The following is a 16,537-nucleotide window of genomic DNA, read 5'->3' as shown; positions in this document are numbered from 1 at the left end:
AAAGATGAAAAACATATTTTACTCTTCAAAAGACGAAATCCGAAATAGAATTCTTAAAAATGCCCGTGACTACTGGGGAATAAAGAATACCAATGATTTTGATCCTTTGGTGAAACTGATCATAGAAGCATTGAGCACTGAAATTTTCAATGTTTCCAATGATGTTAAAAATCTGGAAAACAGAATACTCGATAAAATCTCCCGCATCCTCGCTTCAGATACCTTAACTTCTGCCCTTCCTGCCCATGCTATCCTGCATGCAAGGCCATTTGAACCTATAGAGAGCATAGACACTAAAACCCAGTTTTTTCACCGGAAAAAGCTAAAAGATAAAAACGAATCCAATAAAGAAAATGCCATAGACGTATTCTTCAGCCCTTTGAAACCGGTCAAAGTTTTCAATGCCGGGGTTACTTATCTGGCCAATGGAAACAACCTTTTTCAGATCGATGGTCAGCACAATAAATTATTACTGAGCAGTACCATTCCGGGAAATTCACTGGAAAGCAATACCATATATATAGGCGTGGAAGTGAGTCCCGGACTGAGCACCTTTAAAGGGATGAGCTTTTATTTTGACTGGAGGAACTATGTGGTCAATGACCATACCTACGATCTGCTTTCACTTTCCAAATGGACCATTAAAGACACACCAGTTAACATTTCACTCAATAAATTCCATATAGAACCGGAAAATAATTTCCAGTCGCCTTTTGAAAAACACGATGTCCTGAACCTGCTCAACGAAGATGTTCAGGCGTTTTATTCCAGCCGTTTTTTAACGCTGGATGATGAAAATATTTTCCTTCCACACCCCTATTTACAACTTTACCCAAAGGAATTTGAAAATGTATTTCAACCCGGAAGTCTGGTGAGTTTCAAAAAACCGGTCCTTTGGTTTAAGGTACAGCTTCCTGCAGCGATATCAGATGTCATGCTGGATGAGCTTCACATTTCTACAAACGCCTTTCCGGTGGTCAATAAAAGGATATTTGACATCAAACACCGCCTAAAAATGATGACCAATATCATCCCGGTAAAATTACAGGACCATGAGCAGTTTTTATCGGTTCATACCCTGAGTGATAAATTAGGAAATACCTATACGGAAATCCCTCATACCCATTACGACGACCGGAATGTGGGCTCTTTTTCTATCCGCTATGGTGGTTCAGAACGTTTTGACGGAAGGAATGCGAAAGAGGTGGTCGACTATCTTTTCGAGCTCTTAAGGGATGAAAAAGCGGCTTTTTCTGCTTATGGTTCCGATTTTTTAAACAGCTCATTAAAAGACCTGGAGCAGAACATCTCCATCATTGAACAAAAAACAAAGGCACAGCTGAGCATGATCAAAGAGCTGTTAAACTATATCATAGTGAAACCATTGAACAATGCAGACATCATGTTTCTGGAATTCTGGACCACCAATGCAGAAATGGGAAACCAGATCCGTTCAGGAAGTCACCTCCAATCCTTTGAAAGCAGTAAAGTCATGCCGGAGAGTTTGTTTCTTTTGAGCAACTCCAAGGGTGGGCGTTCCAGGTTAAACGCAGGAAACAGGGTTCAGGCTTATAAATACGGTCTTACGACTGGCAACAGGCTGGTCACTCAATCTGATATTGTCAATTTCTGTTTCTACGAGCTGGGAAATAAAATAAAGGCGGTTAATATCCGTAAAGGGCTCATGGCAACCCCTAACCCAAAAGAAGGTTTCATCAAAACGACAGATATTGTCATCACCCCCAGTCAGCAGAACGAATTGAGCAGGGACGAATGGAAATCCATGCTGGAACTGACCAAGTCGAAGCTTGAAATCCGAAGCACCATGAATATCCATTACCGGTTGATCCTCGATTAGAGGTATACCGTAAAGCCCAGATAAGCATTTTGGCTATCTGCACCTAAAGATCCAACCCGGTTAGAAGAGCTGGCAAGCAGGTTTACCTTCACTTCAGTCTCTACCGGGACCAGATAAGACACGGCAAGATCTATGATGCGGGAATGGGCAGTGCCTGGCATAAAATTCAGTAAACGCTGCGTATCTGTAGGTCCGATATTAATGATCATTTCCTCCTCATCGGTTTGAAAACTATTGCCGATGATGGAGTTGATGCCAAGCGCACCGAAGCCCAGTTTGAACTGCATATGTTCGTCGATTAACTTAGGCTTAACATTCGATTGCTTCATCACCACTTCCACCTGAGTCTTAAAAAGGACAGAAAGCAACTGCCCAAGGAAATTGGTGTCATTGCGTTTCTGATGGATAACCGGTAACAGGTGCATCCAGATGATACTTTGTTCTTTATCAAATAATTCAAATTCTTTCCATTCTGCGGCAAAGATTCTGGTGAGGTCACTATAAGTTGTTTTCTTGTCCAGCCTGTTCTCATAAAGTTCCAGAATTGTCCTCAGCTGATTCAGCTCCGCCTCGAAGGGCATAAAGAATTTTCTGGCATCTTTTTCTTCTGCTCTCCTAAATTGAACATCTTCAACCATTTGCTCTTCAGACATTCCTGAACTTCCGGTAGGTGGGTTATGAAAAAGACCTTCCGGCAACATGTCATATAAGCCTTCCTGATTGCTTTCTATATTGATACAATCTTTACGCTTACTATCGGAATAATAAAAGAGATGTCCTCCGATTTCCTTTGCAAATGCTCTTTTTCTTGGCCCAACAGGAAGTACGGCAATCTGATCGGCTTCAAACTCCCCCGATTCAATCAGTTCTGCTGCCAAAGCTGTAGCCTTGTAATCCGTCAGAAGATCATTTTTCAAATGTAAACTCTCTTTCATATATTTATTTACCGTATACTTAAACTAAGGTACTCTAATAATTATACCATTTTTATATTAAAAAATTTAAGGTACTATATTTGTTAACAGAATAAGCATAAAACATCAAATACTATTTAATGGACGTTCAATCATTTTTTATTCGTTATTTACTCTTTCCTTTAATTTTCATTGTATCTGCTGCCCTACTCTCTATTGTCAATAAGAAAAATCAATTTCTAAACAACAAAAGACTGATAGTAAGCATACTAGTCCTCAGCATATTGCTTGCTCTCCCCGGGTTTCTGGGCTTTTTAAGCTTTGATTTTATGCCATTTGGATACATTATCTGCCAAATCTATTTTATAGGACTCGGAATCCTTTTTGTATACCTGTTTACAAAATACTATCCTAAAGAATTGCTCGAGAGAAAGTTCTTTGTAATATTTGCGATATTAATTAGCTGTCTGCTCAGTTTCTACCTTTTCCAGCTGGCTTTCAACTGGCTTAGCGACATTCATTTTGGCATCTGGGCAGCAACCAGTCTGGTTACCTTCTTTGTTCCTGTGATCTTCTGGTGGGCTTATGTTGCCCTGATCAGTATCCCTACAGAAATCTACAAAATCTGGCAATACCCTTCCAGTCCTTTGAACATCAACCTGGATCACCTTGACTTTGACCGTATGCTGGTTCTTGAACTGGAATTATATAAAAGCACGAACGATCCTGAACCTTTAAAAGTAAAAGCAAAAGCACCGGAAAACATGGTGTTTGGTGATTGGTTCTATAAATTTATAGAAGATTATAACCTGAAATTCCCTAAAGCCCCGGTTAAATATATGGGCGAGGATCTCGAATCTTTTAAATGGATCTTTTTCATCAAAACATCATTCTTTAAGAAAAACATATTTATTGACCCTGAGCTGGACATCATCAACAATGGCATTACCGAGAAAATGACCATTTATGCAAAGAGAGTATCTGAAAACGCTAATAAACCAGAAAAAATAGGTGATGAATCTATTTTTATATAACCAAAGACTATGATTTCACCATTAAAATATAAACCCGTTAACTGGGTGGATGGCATGAAGCTTTCCAGCAATCATTTTATTGCTACAGATCAATTTAACCAGGACTTTGTCAGAGATGCAAGTTCTGTATTCATTAGTAATTTTAATTACGGCCTGCTTCCTCCTTTTGCCGGACAACGTCAATCTCATGATATTGAAATCATCGAAAAGGCAACCAACCACATTGAGGTTAAAGTAAGGCATTGTAATGCCATTACGGCGGAAGGTTGCAGAATCGATATTGAAAGCTCTTCTAACTTTGAAGATCAGCTGACTTACAGTCAATATTTCAGCAGCGAGAACATAGACCATTCCAGGGTAACGTTGTATAACATCCTGTTGATTGTGAATCCTTTTGAACGTGTTCCTGCAGGTAATCCGGATCCGGAAGACAATCCGCCAAGGTATCCTGATATTGCAAAAAAATACAGCATTACCATTCTGCCTGCCTCAGAGATGGCACCAAAAGCGTCTGACAGCTATCACCTGACCATCGGGCAGCTGATTCAGGAAAGCGGCAGGATTACCATTAACCATAACTACATCCCGCCAAGCAGCAGTGTGATCAGTCATCCGGGCTTAACAAGATATTATGAACTGTATAGCAGCCTCATCAATGATCTGCAGCTGGCGGCCTTTAAAATCATCGATAAGACCACAGGAAAAGATTCCATCACCCCTCTGGGTAAAAATATCCGCCTGCTTTCAGAAAAACTGCTGGACTATATTGCCCAGATTTTCTTTAATTACAGGAATTTCGGCTATCAGCAATCTCCGGTCTACATTGTAGGTTATTGCTCAAACCTTGCCCATGTTTTCTTTACAGGAATAAAACTGGTAGAGTCAAAAGAAAGAGAAGAAATGCTGAAGTATTTCTACGAATGGAGAGATGTAACACCTGGAAACTTTGAAGAAATCCTGGCCAGGATGATCGAAATGGTTTACGACCACCAGAACATCTTTGCATCCATGTCTATGACTGAAGAGTTTTTAAAAGTAATGGTTGCTCTTTGGAACAAATTGGGTATGCTGGAATATATTGGTCAGCGCAAAGAAAACATTGTGGTTGCAGAACAACAGGTGGTACAACAGGTTCAAACGAAAAGAAGCTGGACATTGCTGGACTAAAATCCATTTAGAACCATATTATTTTACCTCATATTTAATCCCGTTGAATTTGCTTCAACGGGATTTTTTTATGCCTTTTCAAAACGGTTTTATGCAGACGGGAAACAAGGAAAAGACAGCTTGCAGGAAAGCTCGTTTTATGCTCAATTCTTACTCGTTGCTTACCCGCCTTTAACACGCTTCTGACCGAGTCTGCACCGAGTATAGACCGAGCTTAGACCGAGGTTAGAGCGAGGTTAGAGCGTGTATAGGTAAAACCGTACTAAGCCCTGTTCCGGGGCAAAATTTATTTTGGCCCAAGCGACTCCAGATAACCTCTTCTGGTCTCTTCATCACAGGTGATCACAGAGGGAAAAAACCGGTGTTCAACAATATTCATTCCTGTAAAACCAAAGGTGTTTTCAGCCACGATTCTCATCGCATCAAAGATTCCTTTGTCGATATAATTCTGTTCTTCTGATCCAACTGTGTTGATAATAAAAAGATCTTTCCCCTTTAACATTTGCTCCAATCCGTTCGCTCCATAGCGGTAAGCAAAACCATAACTCAGGATCCGGTCGAAATATCCTTTCAGCATCGCAGGCATCCCCGTCCACCAGATTGGATGAATAAGTGTGATCCGCTCCGCCCAAAGAAAATGTTCCTGCTCCATAAGGATATCTTCTGCCACCGCTCCGGACTTGAAAGACAGGAGATCACCGGGACTTAAGACCGGATTGAAGTTTAAAGCATACAAGTCACGGATTCTGGTTTGATGTCCTGCTGCTTGTGCGTAATGATTCACAGACTCCTTAATCGCATGGTTAAGGCTCGCTGGATTTGGATGGCAATAAATGATCAGGTGATTCATAGTTCCTTAAATTTGTTAAGACAAACCTATGGAGCACGCAAGCCCTGGTATAGTAAGAAAACGAAATCAGGCTCAGTATACCCTGATCAAACAAACATAGTTTTTTAATACTTTAACCTGATCCTGTAATTCTTTACCTGACAACGGAGAAACAGATTCCATCTTTGTCACTTTGGGCAGTTTTGCATACAATCTCATTAAATAAGCCGACTTCAACGCATAATTGACATTCTCTGTTCTTACGCCAGCAGCCTTTAATTTAGCGGTTGTGATCCCAACTACATTTCCTTCTTTATTAAAAAGTGGTCCGCCGCTATTTCCTGGCTGAAGGGGGACTGAAATCTGATAATACCTTACATCATCTGCAATACCAGAGGTAGAACTAATGATTCCATCGGTAACCTTATAATTGCTGCCCATTACATCATTTAAGGGATACCCTATCGTAAAAACTTTTGAACCGATATCCAGGTTTTCAGCGATATGATAAGGAATGGAACTCAGGCCCTTGAATTTTTCATCTGTGATCTGAAGTAAGGCCACATCATTTTTCGAATCCTCTGATAAGTTTTTCGCCTTATAGATGAATGTTCCGGCTTCATTTGAAACGGTTACCTCAATATTTGAGGCATTCCCGACCACATGTGCGTTTGTAGCGATAATTCCCTCTGCAGTCAGAAAGAAGCCACTACCGGATGATCTGGAATGATCCTTTTTGAAAATCACTTCATTATCCGCTGCAGGATATATTTTAATAAAATAGTCCTGACGTTTCTCTAAGGTTTTCTGATCCTTTAATTCAATGGTCAACAGCACTTCAGTTTCCATATCCAGATCAGCAAATGTTTCGTATGGTGTTTTATCACTCATATACCACTTAGCTGAATACAATCCCTTCATTGAGCCTGGTTCAAAGCTCGCCTTTACTTCTCCTTTTTTCCAGTTGGGCACTTCAGTGTCCAGAATGATTGCTTTATAGATATTTCCACGTTTTACAATCCCAATTTTATAATACGGCATTCCATCTCTCTGCCTGCTTTTATAGATTCCCTCAATCGGATCAGGCTTTTTTTTATTCAGATACGACCTGACCGCATCTTCTGTTAATCCTGTTAACTCAGGTTTCGGCACCTTCTTTTCAGCCGATTGCCCAAACACGAATAACGCATTGAACAGTAAAAGTAAAAATGTCAACTGCTTTTTCATTTCTGTTAGGTCTAATTCAAATTGTATTTAGCTAAAGATCAGCATAAAATTGAATTTTCGATGGCATTTGCCAAATGGACAAATAACCTAAATAACTGAAATAAAATTAGTTAACATTTTTACGTAGATACATTATAGATGTTTATCCCTTCGTTTTATTTTAAAGGGATTTCGATTTTTTTCATAGATTGATTCCTAAAGACTTCTACCGTTCCTTTCTGACTTAGCTGTAATCCCATCTCAACAGTTTTCAGATCTTTCATATCTTTCACCATAGTATCATTAAATTTCAGGATCACATCATTAGGCTGTAACTTTCCATAAAGGATACTTTTCTTTGGAACTTCCAGGATCAGCACTCCGGTTTCCGTAGACATTCCCGTTGCAGAGCGTTCTCCAAGGGTATTCAGGTTTTTCACCTTTGCCCCTAAAAAGTCGTAGCTATCCTGACCTTCAGTTTTCATCTCCGAAATCAATACCGGTAATTTCACAGGAGTGACCAAAGCTTTCAAGGCAGGGGATTTCACACCAAATTCATTCATTGGAAAATTCTTAAAACCTAATTTAAGTGCAGGAGAACCTGGTTTCACCCTGTAGTCTCCAACCGCTGCATTTACAAATACAGGATCTCCATATGCAGAATGTGCATCGGTACCTGTTTTTTGGGCAGCTTCAAGGGCCTGCTGATCCGGAAAAAGATTGGCATCAACTTCCTTACCCCAGTCATTCACACGGATAGGGAAATAATTCCGGGTCACAATGTTATGTCTGAAGACATCTTCGCTGTTATCAAACCAGACATGGGGATGAAAAGAATTGTTCAGGATCACATTGTTCTCTACTGTTCTGAAGAAGCCTTCGCGAAGCTTCAATCCCCCATTCAGGCAAACATTATTATAGATCTTATAGTTTGAGGAACCATCGTCCAGGTCTATGTCCCATCCATGGTCACAACGAAAACGATTGTCATGAATAACAATTGGTTTGATCACATCTGCGGTGATCAATGCAGGGTTATCCTTGGCAATACCCGCCATCACCTGATAATCCGGATGCCAGTAGCGGTCACGGCCCCAGGAATTAAATGCACCATGATCCCCGGATTCCAGCACGGTATTATAAACATCGTTGTACTCGATCAAATGACCGCCCCAGGTACCTTCACTTACATTTATTCCGGCTCTTGGCACATCATAAATGGTATTATGGCTCACTTTAATGTCCATAGACATGGAAATCTCCACTCCTGCTACCTGTTTTTCTACGCTCCCCAAACCGTACATCAGCGTATTTTCTACCGTACAATCTGAAGGATAGTTATTCGTTTGCGGGCCCGGTTTACGGTCGATGTCCTTTAACGGCACAAACTGCCCATATTCAAAACTTGGAGAACGGACAGCCTTAGGATCTCCCACAAAACAAACTCCGCTTGCTCCCGCAAATGCAATATGACAACCTGAAACCAGGTTATTTCTATTGTAATTACTCATAAATACCGCATTGCCACCAACCGTGTTGAAAAAGCATTCCTTAACCACAACTTGCTCTGCACCTTCCATCACAACGGCTCCTCCACGATAAATCGTCCAGTCGCTACGCAAGAGGGGCTCTTTTGTTTCCATGAAAGTCCTGAGTGTATGACTGAGCTCCATCCCTTCAATCCTGATGTTCTTCACCGGTTGTTCTGCTGTTCCGCGAAATTCAAAGAGTGATTTTAGCTGTGGGACTTCCACACGTGCTTTGCTCAGATCAGTTCCTTTCCGGGGATAGAAATAAAGCATCTTTTCTCTTTTATTGAAATACCATTCTCCCAGGGTATCCAGCTCTTCGAAAACATTTTCTACATAACGGTATTTATCATGCATTCCCATCTGACGGTTGTTTTGAAAACCACCTTCAAGTTTCAGCTTCCCATCTGCATCCTTTCCGGAAATCAGGTACTGATAACCTCCCCATTCGTGTTTATGAAGGGCATGAACAAATCCTCCTTCCGGATGAGCCCAGCCCTTTACCCTTTCCGGACTGATGGCATCAGCAGCAGCGCCCCCAAAAAACCGGATGTCCGGATTGTAGTTGGGGTACCTCGCCATGCGTTGTTGTTTTCCATTTACAAACAGCTGATCAAAGGAAATATCCGGAGCTACTTTAGCGCTTTTGATCCCTCCTTTACCGCTTTCCCATTTCAGCTGCAATAACTGGGCACCACTTACTTTCACCTGCTCTCCCGGGTAGGATTTATAGGTTACGGTTTCCTTAGCCTGACGGGAGTCCAGAGCCGTAAATATTACCGGAGCACTCAGGTAATAAGTTCCCCCGCGAACATAAACAGTGACTGCTCCCTTTGCAGACCTAAGCGCCATTTGTGCCCTTTTAAAAGTGGCAAAAGGTTTTTCTTTGCTACCCGGATTTTTGTCATTCCCTTTACTGGAAATATAAAAGTCTTTAGCGAAGCTATTGCTGCTCAAAAATAAAGTCAGCAGGCAGCTGAGTAAAGTGATCCGGGGCCTTATCGTTCGTTTCATAAATCAACAGGATTATTTTATAATTATTTATAGGATGGGTTTTGTGCAATGTTATTGTTCACTATTTCCTTGTCAGGAATCAACCAGGTCTGGTTATATGTACCAATCGGATTGATCAGCCCTGCACCTCTTCTGTTTTGAATGTTTTGCAGGGTATTCGTTCTTTTCAAATCAAACCAGGTACTTCCTTCCAGAGAAAGTTCCCATTTCCGTTCCATCCAGGCTGCTTCTCTGAACTGCTGCTGCGAAAGTCCGCTTAAATCGGGCACGTTCGTTACATTCGCCTTATCCACACGGGCACGTTTTCTGATTTCATTGATATAGGTATAGGCCCCTGCAGGTCCGTTTACTTCATTTTCGGCTTCTGCGGCAATCAGATACATTTCAGCCAGCCTAAGGTAAGGAAAAGTATAACTCACAACCGCTCTTGAAGAAGTGGTTCCGGAAGCTACCCCCGATACATCGGCAAATTTCCGGAAGAAAGGATTCAAAGTGGTGCCATTCGGACCGCCGTAGTTTTGAACAATCCCCCATTCTTTTCTCTGGTCTCCGGTAGCAAAACTATTGATAAACCAGTCTGCAGGAACAAGAATCGGATTATAAGTAGCCGCAGTTAAGGTCAGCCCATGTACCGGATTTCCACCCAGACCAGGCACATATAACTGCTCCCAGATGGATTCGGAAGTATATACCGTTTTATGAAAAACTGAAGCAAAATCATTTACCAGCTGAAACTTTCCGGAACTGATTACCGCTACTGCTTTCTCCTTTGCATTGGCAAAGTATTGTGTTTGCTTTAAAGGATTTCCAGCCATGGTTAAGTAAACTTTAGCCAATAATGCAGTAGAAACCAATTTATAAACCCGCCCCTGAGCAGTAGCTGATTCGGGAAGATTAGCCTCGGCATAAGTCAGGTCGTCAAGGATCAATTTATAAATTTCTGTCTGCGCGGTTCTTGGCATCTGTAAATTGGCGTAATCTGTAGCTGGCTTGACAGGCATAGGAACATCACCATACAGCTGTACCAAATAAAAATAAGCATAAGCCCTTAGAAAGCGAGCCTCCGCCATCAGTTGTTTTTTCTTGAGTTCTTCCAGAGGTCCTTTAGGCAGTGCTTCCAGAACAAAGTTTGCATTTTTTATGATGGAAAATGCGTTACCCCAGGCATCCCTGGTATTGTAATAAAAATCTGCAGGAGCATTCTGGTACATCGGGAGTGCCTGTTCAGCAGCCGTTGAGGGTGTGCCATAAATATCAGTACACATCTCCAGCATCATGGCTGTGTTTCCTGAGTATAGCGGCAGGCCTGAATAAATTCCTGTTACTGCAAGTTCATAACTATCCGGGTTCTTAAAAAACCTGTCCGGGGGAATAGATGTTTTAGGATCTTCTTCCAATGCCTTTTTACATCCGGAAATGACCATAGCCATCATCATTAAAATAAGCAGAGCGTAGGTGATATATCGTTTCATGATTTCTTCTTCTAAATGATTAAAAATTAACTTTCACACCAGTCGTTATTGATTTTGTGGAGGGATAGTTTCCCCTGTCCCATCCGTTCACGCTGGATGTTGCCCAGGAAACCTCAGGATCATAGCCGGAATAGTTGGTGATGGTAAAGTAGTTCTGAGCACTGGCATAAAGACGAATCGAAGCAATGTTCAGGGCCTTCAGTAATTTCGGGGAGAAGGTATACCCCAATGTGATGTCCCTGAGTTTCAGGTAAGAACCATTTTCAACCCAAAGGCTATTGGCATAATCTCTGGTGTACTTCATGCTGCCATCTGAGGGCTTATCACCGGTATTACTTGTTCCAGGCCCTCTCCACCGGGCATCAAAAGCTTCCTGTGTTGGTGTCCACAAACCATTCAAGGTCTGGTTATACTTCCTGAACTCATTGACAATCTTGTTCCCAAAAGAACCTACAAACAGTAAACTCAGGTCAAAACTTTTATAGCTAAAGTTGTTGTTAAAACCGAAAGTAAACTTAGGTGTCATATTAGCTAAAACATGTTGGTCCGAATCGTCTACTTTTCCGTCGCCATTGTAATCCAGAAATTTATACTCTCCTGCGCGTTTTTGAGGTTCCCCGTTCGCCACAGCTTCAGCATCAGTCTGGTATACCCCTGTTACCGTTTGCCCATAGAAGGAATGCATTGGCTTGCCGAGGATCATTGGAAACCAATTCCCTCCTGTACCCACCTCTTTATAAGTGAGTGGACTCCCATTTGCAGCATTTCCTAAATTTGTCACTTTATTGATATTATGGGAAAAAGTCAGGGAAGAGGACCATTTAAAATTTTCGGTTTCTATATTTCTGGTCGTCAATTGAAATTCAAATCCACGGTTTTGTACAGCGCCCAGATTTTGGAGCACATCACTGAAACCAGAGGATGAAGGCAGGTCTACTTTCAACAACAGGTCATTCGTTTTCTTATCATAATAATCCGCCGTAAGCTGGATTCTATTTTGGAATAAACCTAAATCAACACCCAGGTCAAGCTCTTTAGTGGTTTCCCATTTCAGGTTTTTATTGGGCATAGATTTCAATACATATCCCAATACGGGTTGGTTATTAAAAATTGGATTTACTGCCGATACCTGCGCAAGCGTTTGATAGGGATCTATCGCCTGACTGCCGGAAGCCCCATAACTTACCCTCAGTTTCAGGTTAGAGATTGAAGGATTATTTTTCAGAAAATTTTCCTCAGATATTTTCCAGGCCAGAGCTGCAGAGGGGAAAAAGGCATATTTGTTATTTTCTCCAAAAACAGAAGAACCATCATACCTTCCGGTAAAAGTAGCAAAGTACCTGCCCATATAATCATAATTGATTCTGCCGAGATAAGAAAGCAGGTTTCTTTCCTGAAAGGAGGTCTCCGGCAAGGCCTTATTTGCGGCACCCTGGATGTTGTTATTTAAGTAATCATCCGAAACAAACCCTTTAGCCTCTTTACTATCCAACCCTTCCTTTTTATCATACTGATAACTAAATCCTGCCAGTACATCAAAATGATGATCGCCAATGACCTTATTATAGTTCAGGGTATTTTCATTTACAAAGGAGGAATTGTTGCTGTAACTTTTTGAGGCTACGCCTGCAGGCTGCCCGAAAGTGATGCTTGGCGGATTGTATACATCTACTTTATTATTATTCGCATCTATACTCACACTACTCTTTAGCTTCAGGTCTTTAATCACCTCATAGGTGACCGATGCACTTCCTAAAATCCTTAGTGTATTATTGGGATTGTATTGTTCCCTGGCCACACCTACGGGATTTGTTTGTCCCCAGCTCACTCCAGTAAAAACAGTGTACTTCCCATTTGCATCGTATACCCCCTGAGTTGGCGGCATCACCATCGTCTGAAAAGGTACACCTCCGAAATCTGCACCGGTATAGTTTGCCTGTTTATACCTGTCCTGCACAATCGATAAATTTGTATTGAATTTTAGTTTCTCATTCAATTGATGATCCAGGTTAATCCTGGAAGAAAACCTCCTGTAGTTTGAATTCTCGATGATTCCATTCTGATCGAAGTACCCCAGCGAAGTATAATATTTTGTATTTTCAGAACCTCCTGAGAAAGACAAAGTATGGTTTTGAACGGGGGCCGTTTTATAGACCAGTGATTGCCAGTCTGTGCCTTTTCCTAATCCTCTGATTTGCTCATCAGTATAAGGTAAGGGTTTACCATCATTGGCAGCCACTTCATTCTGGAGTTGCCCGTATTCCGAAGCGTCGATCAGGTCTTTTCTTTTTCTGAGGTCCTGAAAACCATAATAACCATCATAATTCACCCGCAACTTCCCGCTTTTTCCGCTTTTCGTAGTGATCATAATGACTCCATTCGCTCCCCGGGATCCATAGATTGCTGTGGAAGATGCATCTTTCAACACATCAATCGTAGCAATATCATCCATATTCAGCTGTGCAGAAACCCCCTGAGATAAAATCCCGTCAATCACATACAAAGGCGCATTGTCCGCCCCGATGGAGTTGGTTCCCCTGATGGCAATTTTCATTCCTTCACCTGGCTGACCAGATCCCTGATTCACCTGTACACCAGCCATTTGTCCTTGTAAAGCCTGAGCCACATTGGAAACGCCTTTTACCTGGGTGATCTTTTCTGAACCGATAGAGGATACCGATCCTGTCAGGTCTGTTTTTTTCACTGCTCCATAACCAACCACAACCACCGACTCGAGTTGTGCAGGCTCTTCTTCCAGAATGATGTCCGGAAGCGCACTCCCTTCTACTTTTATTTCTCTCTTTTTAAAGCCTATAAAACTGAATATCAGAAAATCTCCGGGGTTTGCGTTGAGAGAAAACTGCCCCTGTGTATCGGTACTGGTCCCCTTTCCGGAGATGCCCTTTACCGTGACACTTACGCCCGGTAGTGGCTGTCCTTTTCCATCCAGCACCCTTCCCTTTACCTCAACCGCAAGGACAACTGCAGTATTTAGCGGGTCCTGAACAGTTTCCTTTTCCACTATGGCTATATTTTTACCGATCACTTTAAACGTTAAAGGCAAATCTTTAAGGCATTGCATTAAAGCTTCATTGATAGACGCATTTTTCAGCTTTACAGAAACATTTACACGGCTTGCATCATAGTTTTTGATGAAGAAAACGTAATCCGTTTGTTTTTCTATCAGCCGGAATACTTTGTCCAGGGTGGTATTCCGTTCATTCAGGCTGACCTGGCTATATCCTTTTGCACTTGCATACATCAGGCTTATCATCATCAGGAAAGTAGTTAATTTCATGACTATAAGTATTTTTCGTAGATGCCATGTTTTGGGCACAACTAGGTTAAAAGCATTTATTTTCATACTTTTGAGTGTTTGGGTTAATACAAGAATTCGTTTTCCAATTGATTTTTTATTCCTGATTTCATCAGAAATATGGGGTTAACTCAAATACTTACCGTAGAAGTACGTCCAATACTTCTGCGGTTTTTTTTGTGCTCACCCTAACGGTAGGTCACCGTGTCCTGAGTGTTCTTTTCATGTGTAAATTTGGTTTAGATTTGGTTGTTGGTTGTTTGTTGGTTGTTTATTTAAACTTTTTAGCCGAAGGAGACAGAATGCTCATTTTTTTTCCTTCGATCTTAAAATTAACTTTCGAAAAGCTGAGAAGTTCCAGGGTCTGTGCAAGGCTGGTATTCCGGTGTACTTTCCCGGAAAATAAAGTCGGAGGGATGTCCCCTGCATAAATTACCTCTACATCATACCATCTGGACAACTGACGCATCAGCGTCTGAAGGCTGGCATTTTTAAACATAAAATATCCTTCTTTCCAGGCGGTTGCCATCTCAGTATCTGCTTCATCTACCTTTATCGTATTTCCTTTAAGCACCGCCTGCTGCCCTGGTTTAAGTATAGCCTGATGTCCGGATTCCTTTACCTTAACACTTCCCTCCAGTAAAGTGGTCCGGATTCCATTTTCATCCGGATAGGCATTCACATTAAAATGTGTTCCCAGGACTTCGACCTCTTGCTTATTGCTCATCAGACGAAAAGGTTTCCCTAAATCCCGGGCGACTTCAAAATAGCCTTCCCCTCTCAGTTCTACCCTTCTTTCTTTGGCAACGAAACGTGTAGGGTATTTCAGGGATGAAGAGGCATTCAGCCAAACTCTGGTGCCATCGGGTAAATTAACCTGATACTGCCCTCCCTTCGGGGTTTCGATGGTATTGTAACCGACCGGAGCATTTTCATTTTCAGCAATGGAAGGATTGATAGAATAAATCAATTGTCCGTCTGCAGTTTTACTGATGTTGATTCCTGCCTGTTCGGCAATTTTTCCGGCTCCTACATCTGTCAATACCACTTTCTCTCCATTGGCCAGGGTAAGTACCGCTTTATTTCCACCTGCCGGAATATCCTGTACATATTGCTTCGCTTTTTGCAGGGCATTCGGTTGCTCAGCTGTTTTATAGAAATAAGTTCCGGCAGCGATGAAAAGCAATACCGCAGCCGCAGCTGTTATGCGGTACCAGATTTTAGATGGTGCTTTCTTTTCCGAGAGCCCGGCCCTTTTAAGTGTTCCTTCCCAGATCTCTTTATCCAGGTGTTCAAAATCCTGTTCTTGTGTCAGCATTTTTCCGGAAGCCTCCCTGATATACCAATGGTCTACCCATGCCCTTTCTTCCGGACTTGCGGTTCCATTATTATATTTATCAATAAGTTCCTGTGCTTCCTGCTCGTTCATAGTTTTAGGATTTAAGGGGGAGTTTGCGGCTTCCTTTAAATAAAACACATGAAAGATGAACGGGGGGTATCCGGTATAAAAAAATATTTCTGAACGGGGATGGTCTTAAGATCCGGTTATAAAAAATCAACGGAGAAAAGTAAGGAGCAATACCGCAGCACCTCCTGATTCCTTCAGGCGGTGTTTGATCGACCTGATAGAATTGTGCATCTGCTTTTTGACCGTTTCTTCTGAGGTTCCCAATCGTTCTGCAATCTCTTTGTAAGTAAGATTTTCCTTCCGGCTCAATTCAAAAACTTCCTTCATTCTTGGAGGGAGGCCTTGAATCTCTTTTTCTATTGCTGCGGCGAGATCACGCTCATTCAGCTGATCCATAGTTGCGGTACTTGCCTCCGTGATAAATCCGGATAAAGAATTTAAATAAGCGGTTTGGAATTTATTTTTCCGGATCAGGTTCAACACCTTGTTTTTTGCCATCACATACAAATATCCGGAAAGATTTAACTGATCGGGAACCCGATCAGAATTGATCCATAGTGCACTGAATAACTCCTGAATGACATCTTTTGATTCTTCCTCATCCAATAACATTTTATATACATGACCATACATGATCCGCCAATACCTATCGTAGATTTCTGTAAATGCGTCTTGATTTCCCTTTTTTAAAAGAGCCACCAATTCCTGATCAGAAAGCCTGTGCTGAATTGTCATTCGTTATTTATCCCCGAACGAATATAGGAAAAAACACCACTATTTATAGGGAATA

At 41.6% G+C, this 16,537-nt stretch carries 11 protein-coding genes; 3 read left to right on the top strand and 8 right to left on the bottom strand.

Annotated elements, in window-relative coordinates:
• The first annotated feature begins 4 nt into the window (after positions 1-4).
• A complete protein-coding gene (locus BUC20_RS11125) occupies positions 5-1,858 on the top strand; it encodes a type VI secretion system baseplate subunit TssF (RefSeq protein WP_073230854.1) in 1,854 nt (617 codons plus the stop codon).
• On the opposite strand, the gene BUC20_RS11120 is transcribed toward BUC20_RS11125, so the two are convergent.
• A complete protein-coding gene (locus BUC20_RS11120) occupies positions 1,855-2,793 on the bottom strand; it encodes a type VI secretion system baseplate subunit TssG (protein ID WP_073230852.1) in 939 nt (312 codons plus the stop codon). The two genes, BUC20_RS11125 and BUC20_RS11120, sit on opposite strands and share 4 nt — an antisense overlap.
• 119 nt (positions 2,794-2,912) lie before the next feature.
• Between BUC20_RS11120 and BUC20_RS11115 the strand changes: the two genes are divergently transcribed.
• Entirely contained in the window at positions 2,913-3,806 is an 894-nt protein-coding gene (locus BUC20_RS11115; RefSeq protein WP_073230850.1) for a TssN family type VI secretion system protein, read from the top strand.
• A 9-nt stretch (positions 3,807-3,815) separates the two neighbouring features.
• Positions 3,816-4,973 carry a hypothetical protein gene (locus tag BUC20_RS11110; RefSeq protein WP_073230848.1) on the top strand — a complete coding sequence of 386 codons (1,158 nt, stop codon included), beginning with the start codon at positions 3,816-3,818 and terminating at the stop codon, positions 4,971-4,973.
• Between the two features lie 286 nt (positions 4,974-5,259).
• Here BUC20_RS11110 and BUC20_RS11105 read toward each other — a convergent pair whose 3' ends face one another.
• The 7 genes from BUC20_RS11105 to BUC20_RS11075 form a co-directional block, all read right to left on the bottom strand.
• Positions 5,260-5,823: an NAD(P)H-dependent oxidoreductase gene (locus BUC20_RS11105; protein ID WP_073230847.1), complete on the bottom strand. Its 564-nt coding sequence runs from the start codon at positions 5,821-5,823 to the stop codon at positions 5,260-5,262.
• 72 nt (positions 5,824-5,895) lie between these two features.
• Complete coding sequence (locus BUC20_RS11100) at positions 5,896-7,029, bottom strand: S1C family serine protease (protein ID WP_073230845.1); 1,134 nt, start codon at positions 7,027-7,029, stop codon at positions 5,896-5,898.
• A 155-nt stretch (positions 7,030-7,184) separates the two neighbouring features.
• A complete protein-coding gene (locus tag BUC20_RS11095) occupies positions 7,185-9,551 on the bottom strand; it encodes a PDZ domain-containing protein (protein ID WP_073230843.1) in 2,367 nt (788 codons plus the stop codon).
• A 23-nt stretch (positions 9,552-9,574) separates the two neighbouring features.
• Positions 9,575-11,023, bottom strand: coding sequence for a RagB/SusD family nutrient uptake outer membrane protein (locus tag BUC20_RS11090; RefSeq protein ID WP_073230841.1), 1,449 nt, complete (start codon positions 11,021-11,023; stop codon positions 9,575-9,577).
• A 19-nt stretch (positions 11,024-11,042) separates the two neighbouring features.
• The gene (locus tag BUC20_RS11085; protein ID WP_234994500.1) at positions 11,043-14,321 is read right to left on the bottom strand and encodes a SusC/RagA family TonB-linked outer membrane protein; all 3,279 of its coding nucleotides are present in this window, start codon (positions 14,319-14,321) and stop codon (positions 11,043-11,045) included.
• Positions 14,322-14,610: 289 nt separating this feature from the next.
• Positions 14,611-15,768, bottom strand: a complete 1,158-nt coding sequence (locus tag BUC20_RS11080) for a FecR family protein (protein ID WP_073230838.1) — start codon at positions 15,766-15,768, stop codon at positions 14,611-14,613.
• A 126-nt stretch (positions 15,769-15,894) separates the two neighbouring features.
• A complete protein-coding gene (locus BUC20_RS11075) occupies positions 15,895-16,482 on the bottom strand; it encodes an RNA polymerase sigma factor (protein WP_073230837.1) in 588 nt (195 codons plus the stop codon).
• Positions 16,483-16,537: the final 55 nt, after the last annotated feature.

This window comes from Pedobacter caeni (assembly GCF_900129215.1).
Taxonomy (GTDB): Bacteria; Bacteroidota; Bacteroidia; order Sphingobacteriales; family Sphingobacteriaceae; genus Pedobacter; species Pedobacter caeni.
This window is presented reverse-complemented; position numbering and strand designations above follow the sequence as displayed.

Bases quoted from the DNA above. Each gene is read 5' to 3' on its own strand.
- BUC20_RS11085 (WP_234994500.1), bottom strand. From the start codon at position 14,321: ATGAAATTAACTACTTTCCTGATGATGATAAGCCTGATGTATGCAAGT.
- BUC20_RS11095 (WP_073230843.1), bottom strand. From the start codon at position 9,551: ATGAAACGAACGATAAGGCCCCGGATCACTTTACTCAGCTGCCTGCTG.
- BUC20_RS11090 (WP_073230841.1), bottom strand. From the start codon at position 11,023: ATGAAACGATATATCACCTACGCTCTGCTTATTTTAATGATGATGGCT.
- BUC20_RS11100 (WP_073230845.1), bottom strand. From the start codon at position 7,029: ATGAAAAAGCAGTTGACATTTTTACTTTTACTGTTCAATGCGTTATTC.
- BUC20_RS11110 (WP_073230848.1), top strand. From the start codon at position 3,816: ATGATTTCACCATTAAAATATAAACCCGTTAACTGGGTGGATGGCATG.
- BUC20_RS11125 (WP_073230854.1), top strand. From the start codon at position 5: ATGAAAAACATATTTTACTCTTCAAAAGACGAAATCCGAAATAGAATT.
- BUC20_RS11120 (WP_073230852.1), bottom strand. From the start codon at position 2,793: ATGAAAGAGAGTTTACATTTGAAAAATGATCTTCTGACGGATTACAAG.
- BUC20_RS11115 (WP_073230850.1), top strand. From the start codon at position 2,913: ATGGACGTTCAATCATTTTTTATTCGTTATTTACTCTTTCCTTTAATT.
- BUC20_RS11075 (WP_073230837.1), bottom strand. From the start codon at position 16,482: ATGACAATTCAGCACAGGCTTTCTGATCAGGAATTGGTGGCTCTTTTA.
- BUC20_RS11105 (WP_073230847.1), bottom strand. From the start codon at position 5,823: ATGAATCACCTGATCATTTATTGCCATCCAAATCCAGCGAGCCTTAAC.
- BUC20_RS11080 (WP_073230838.1), bottom strand. From the start codon at position 15,768: ATGAACGAGCAGGAAGCACAGGAACTTATTGATAAATATAATAATGGA.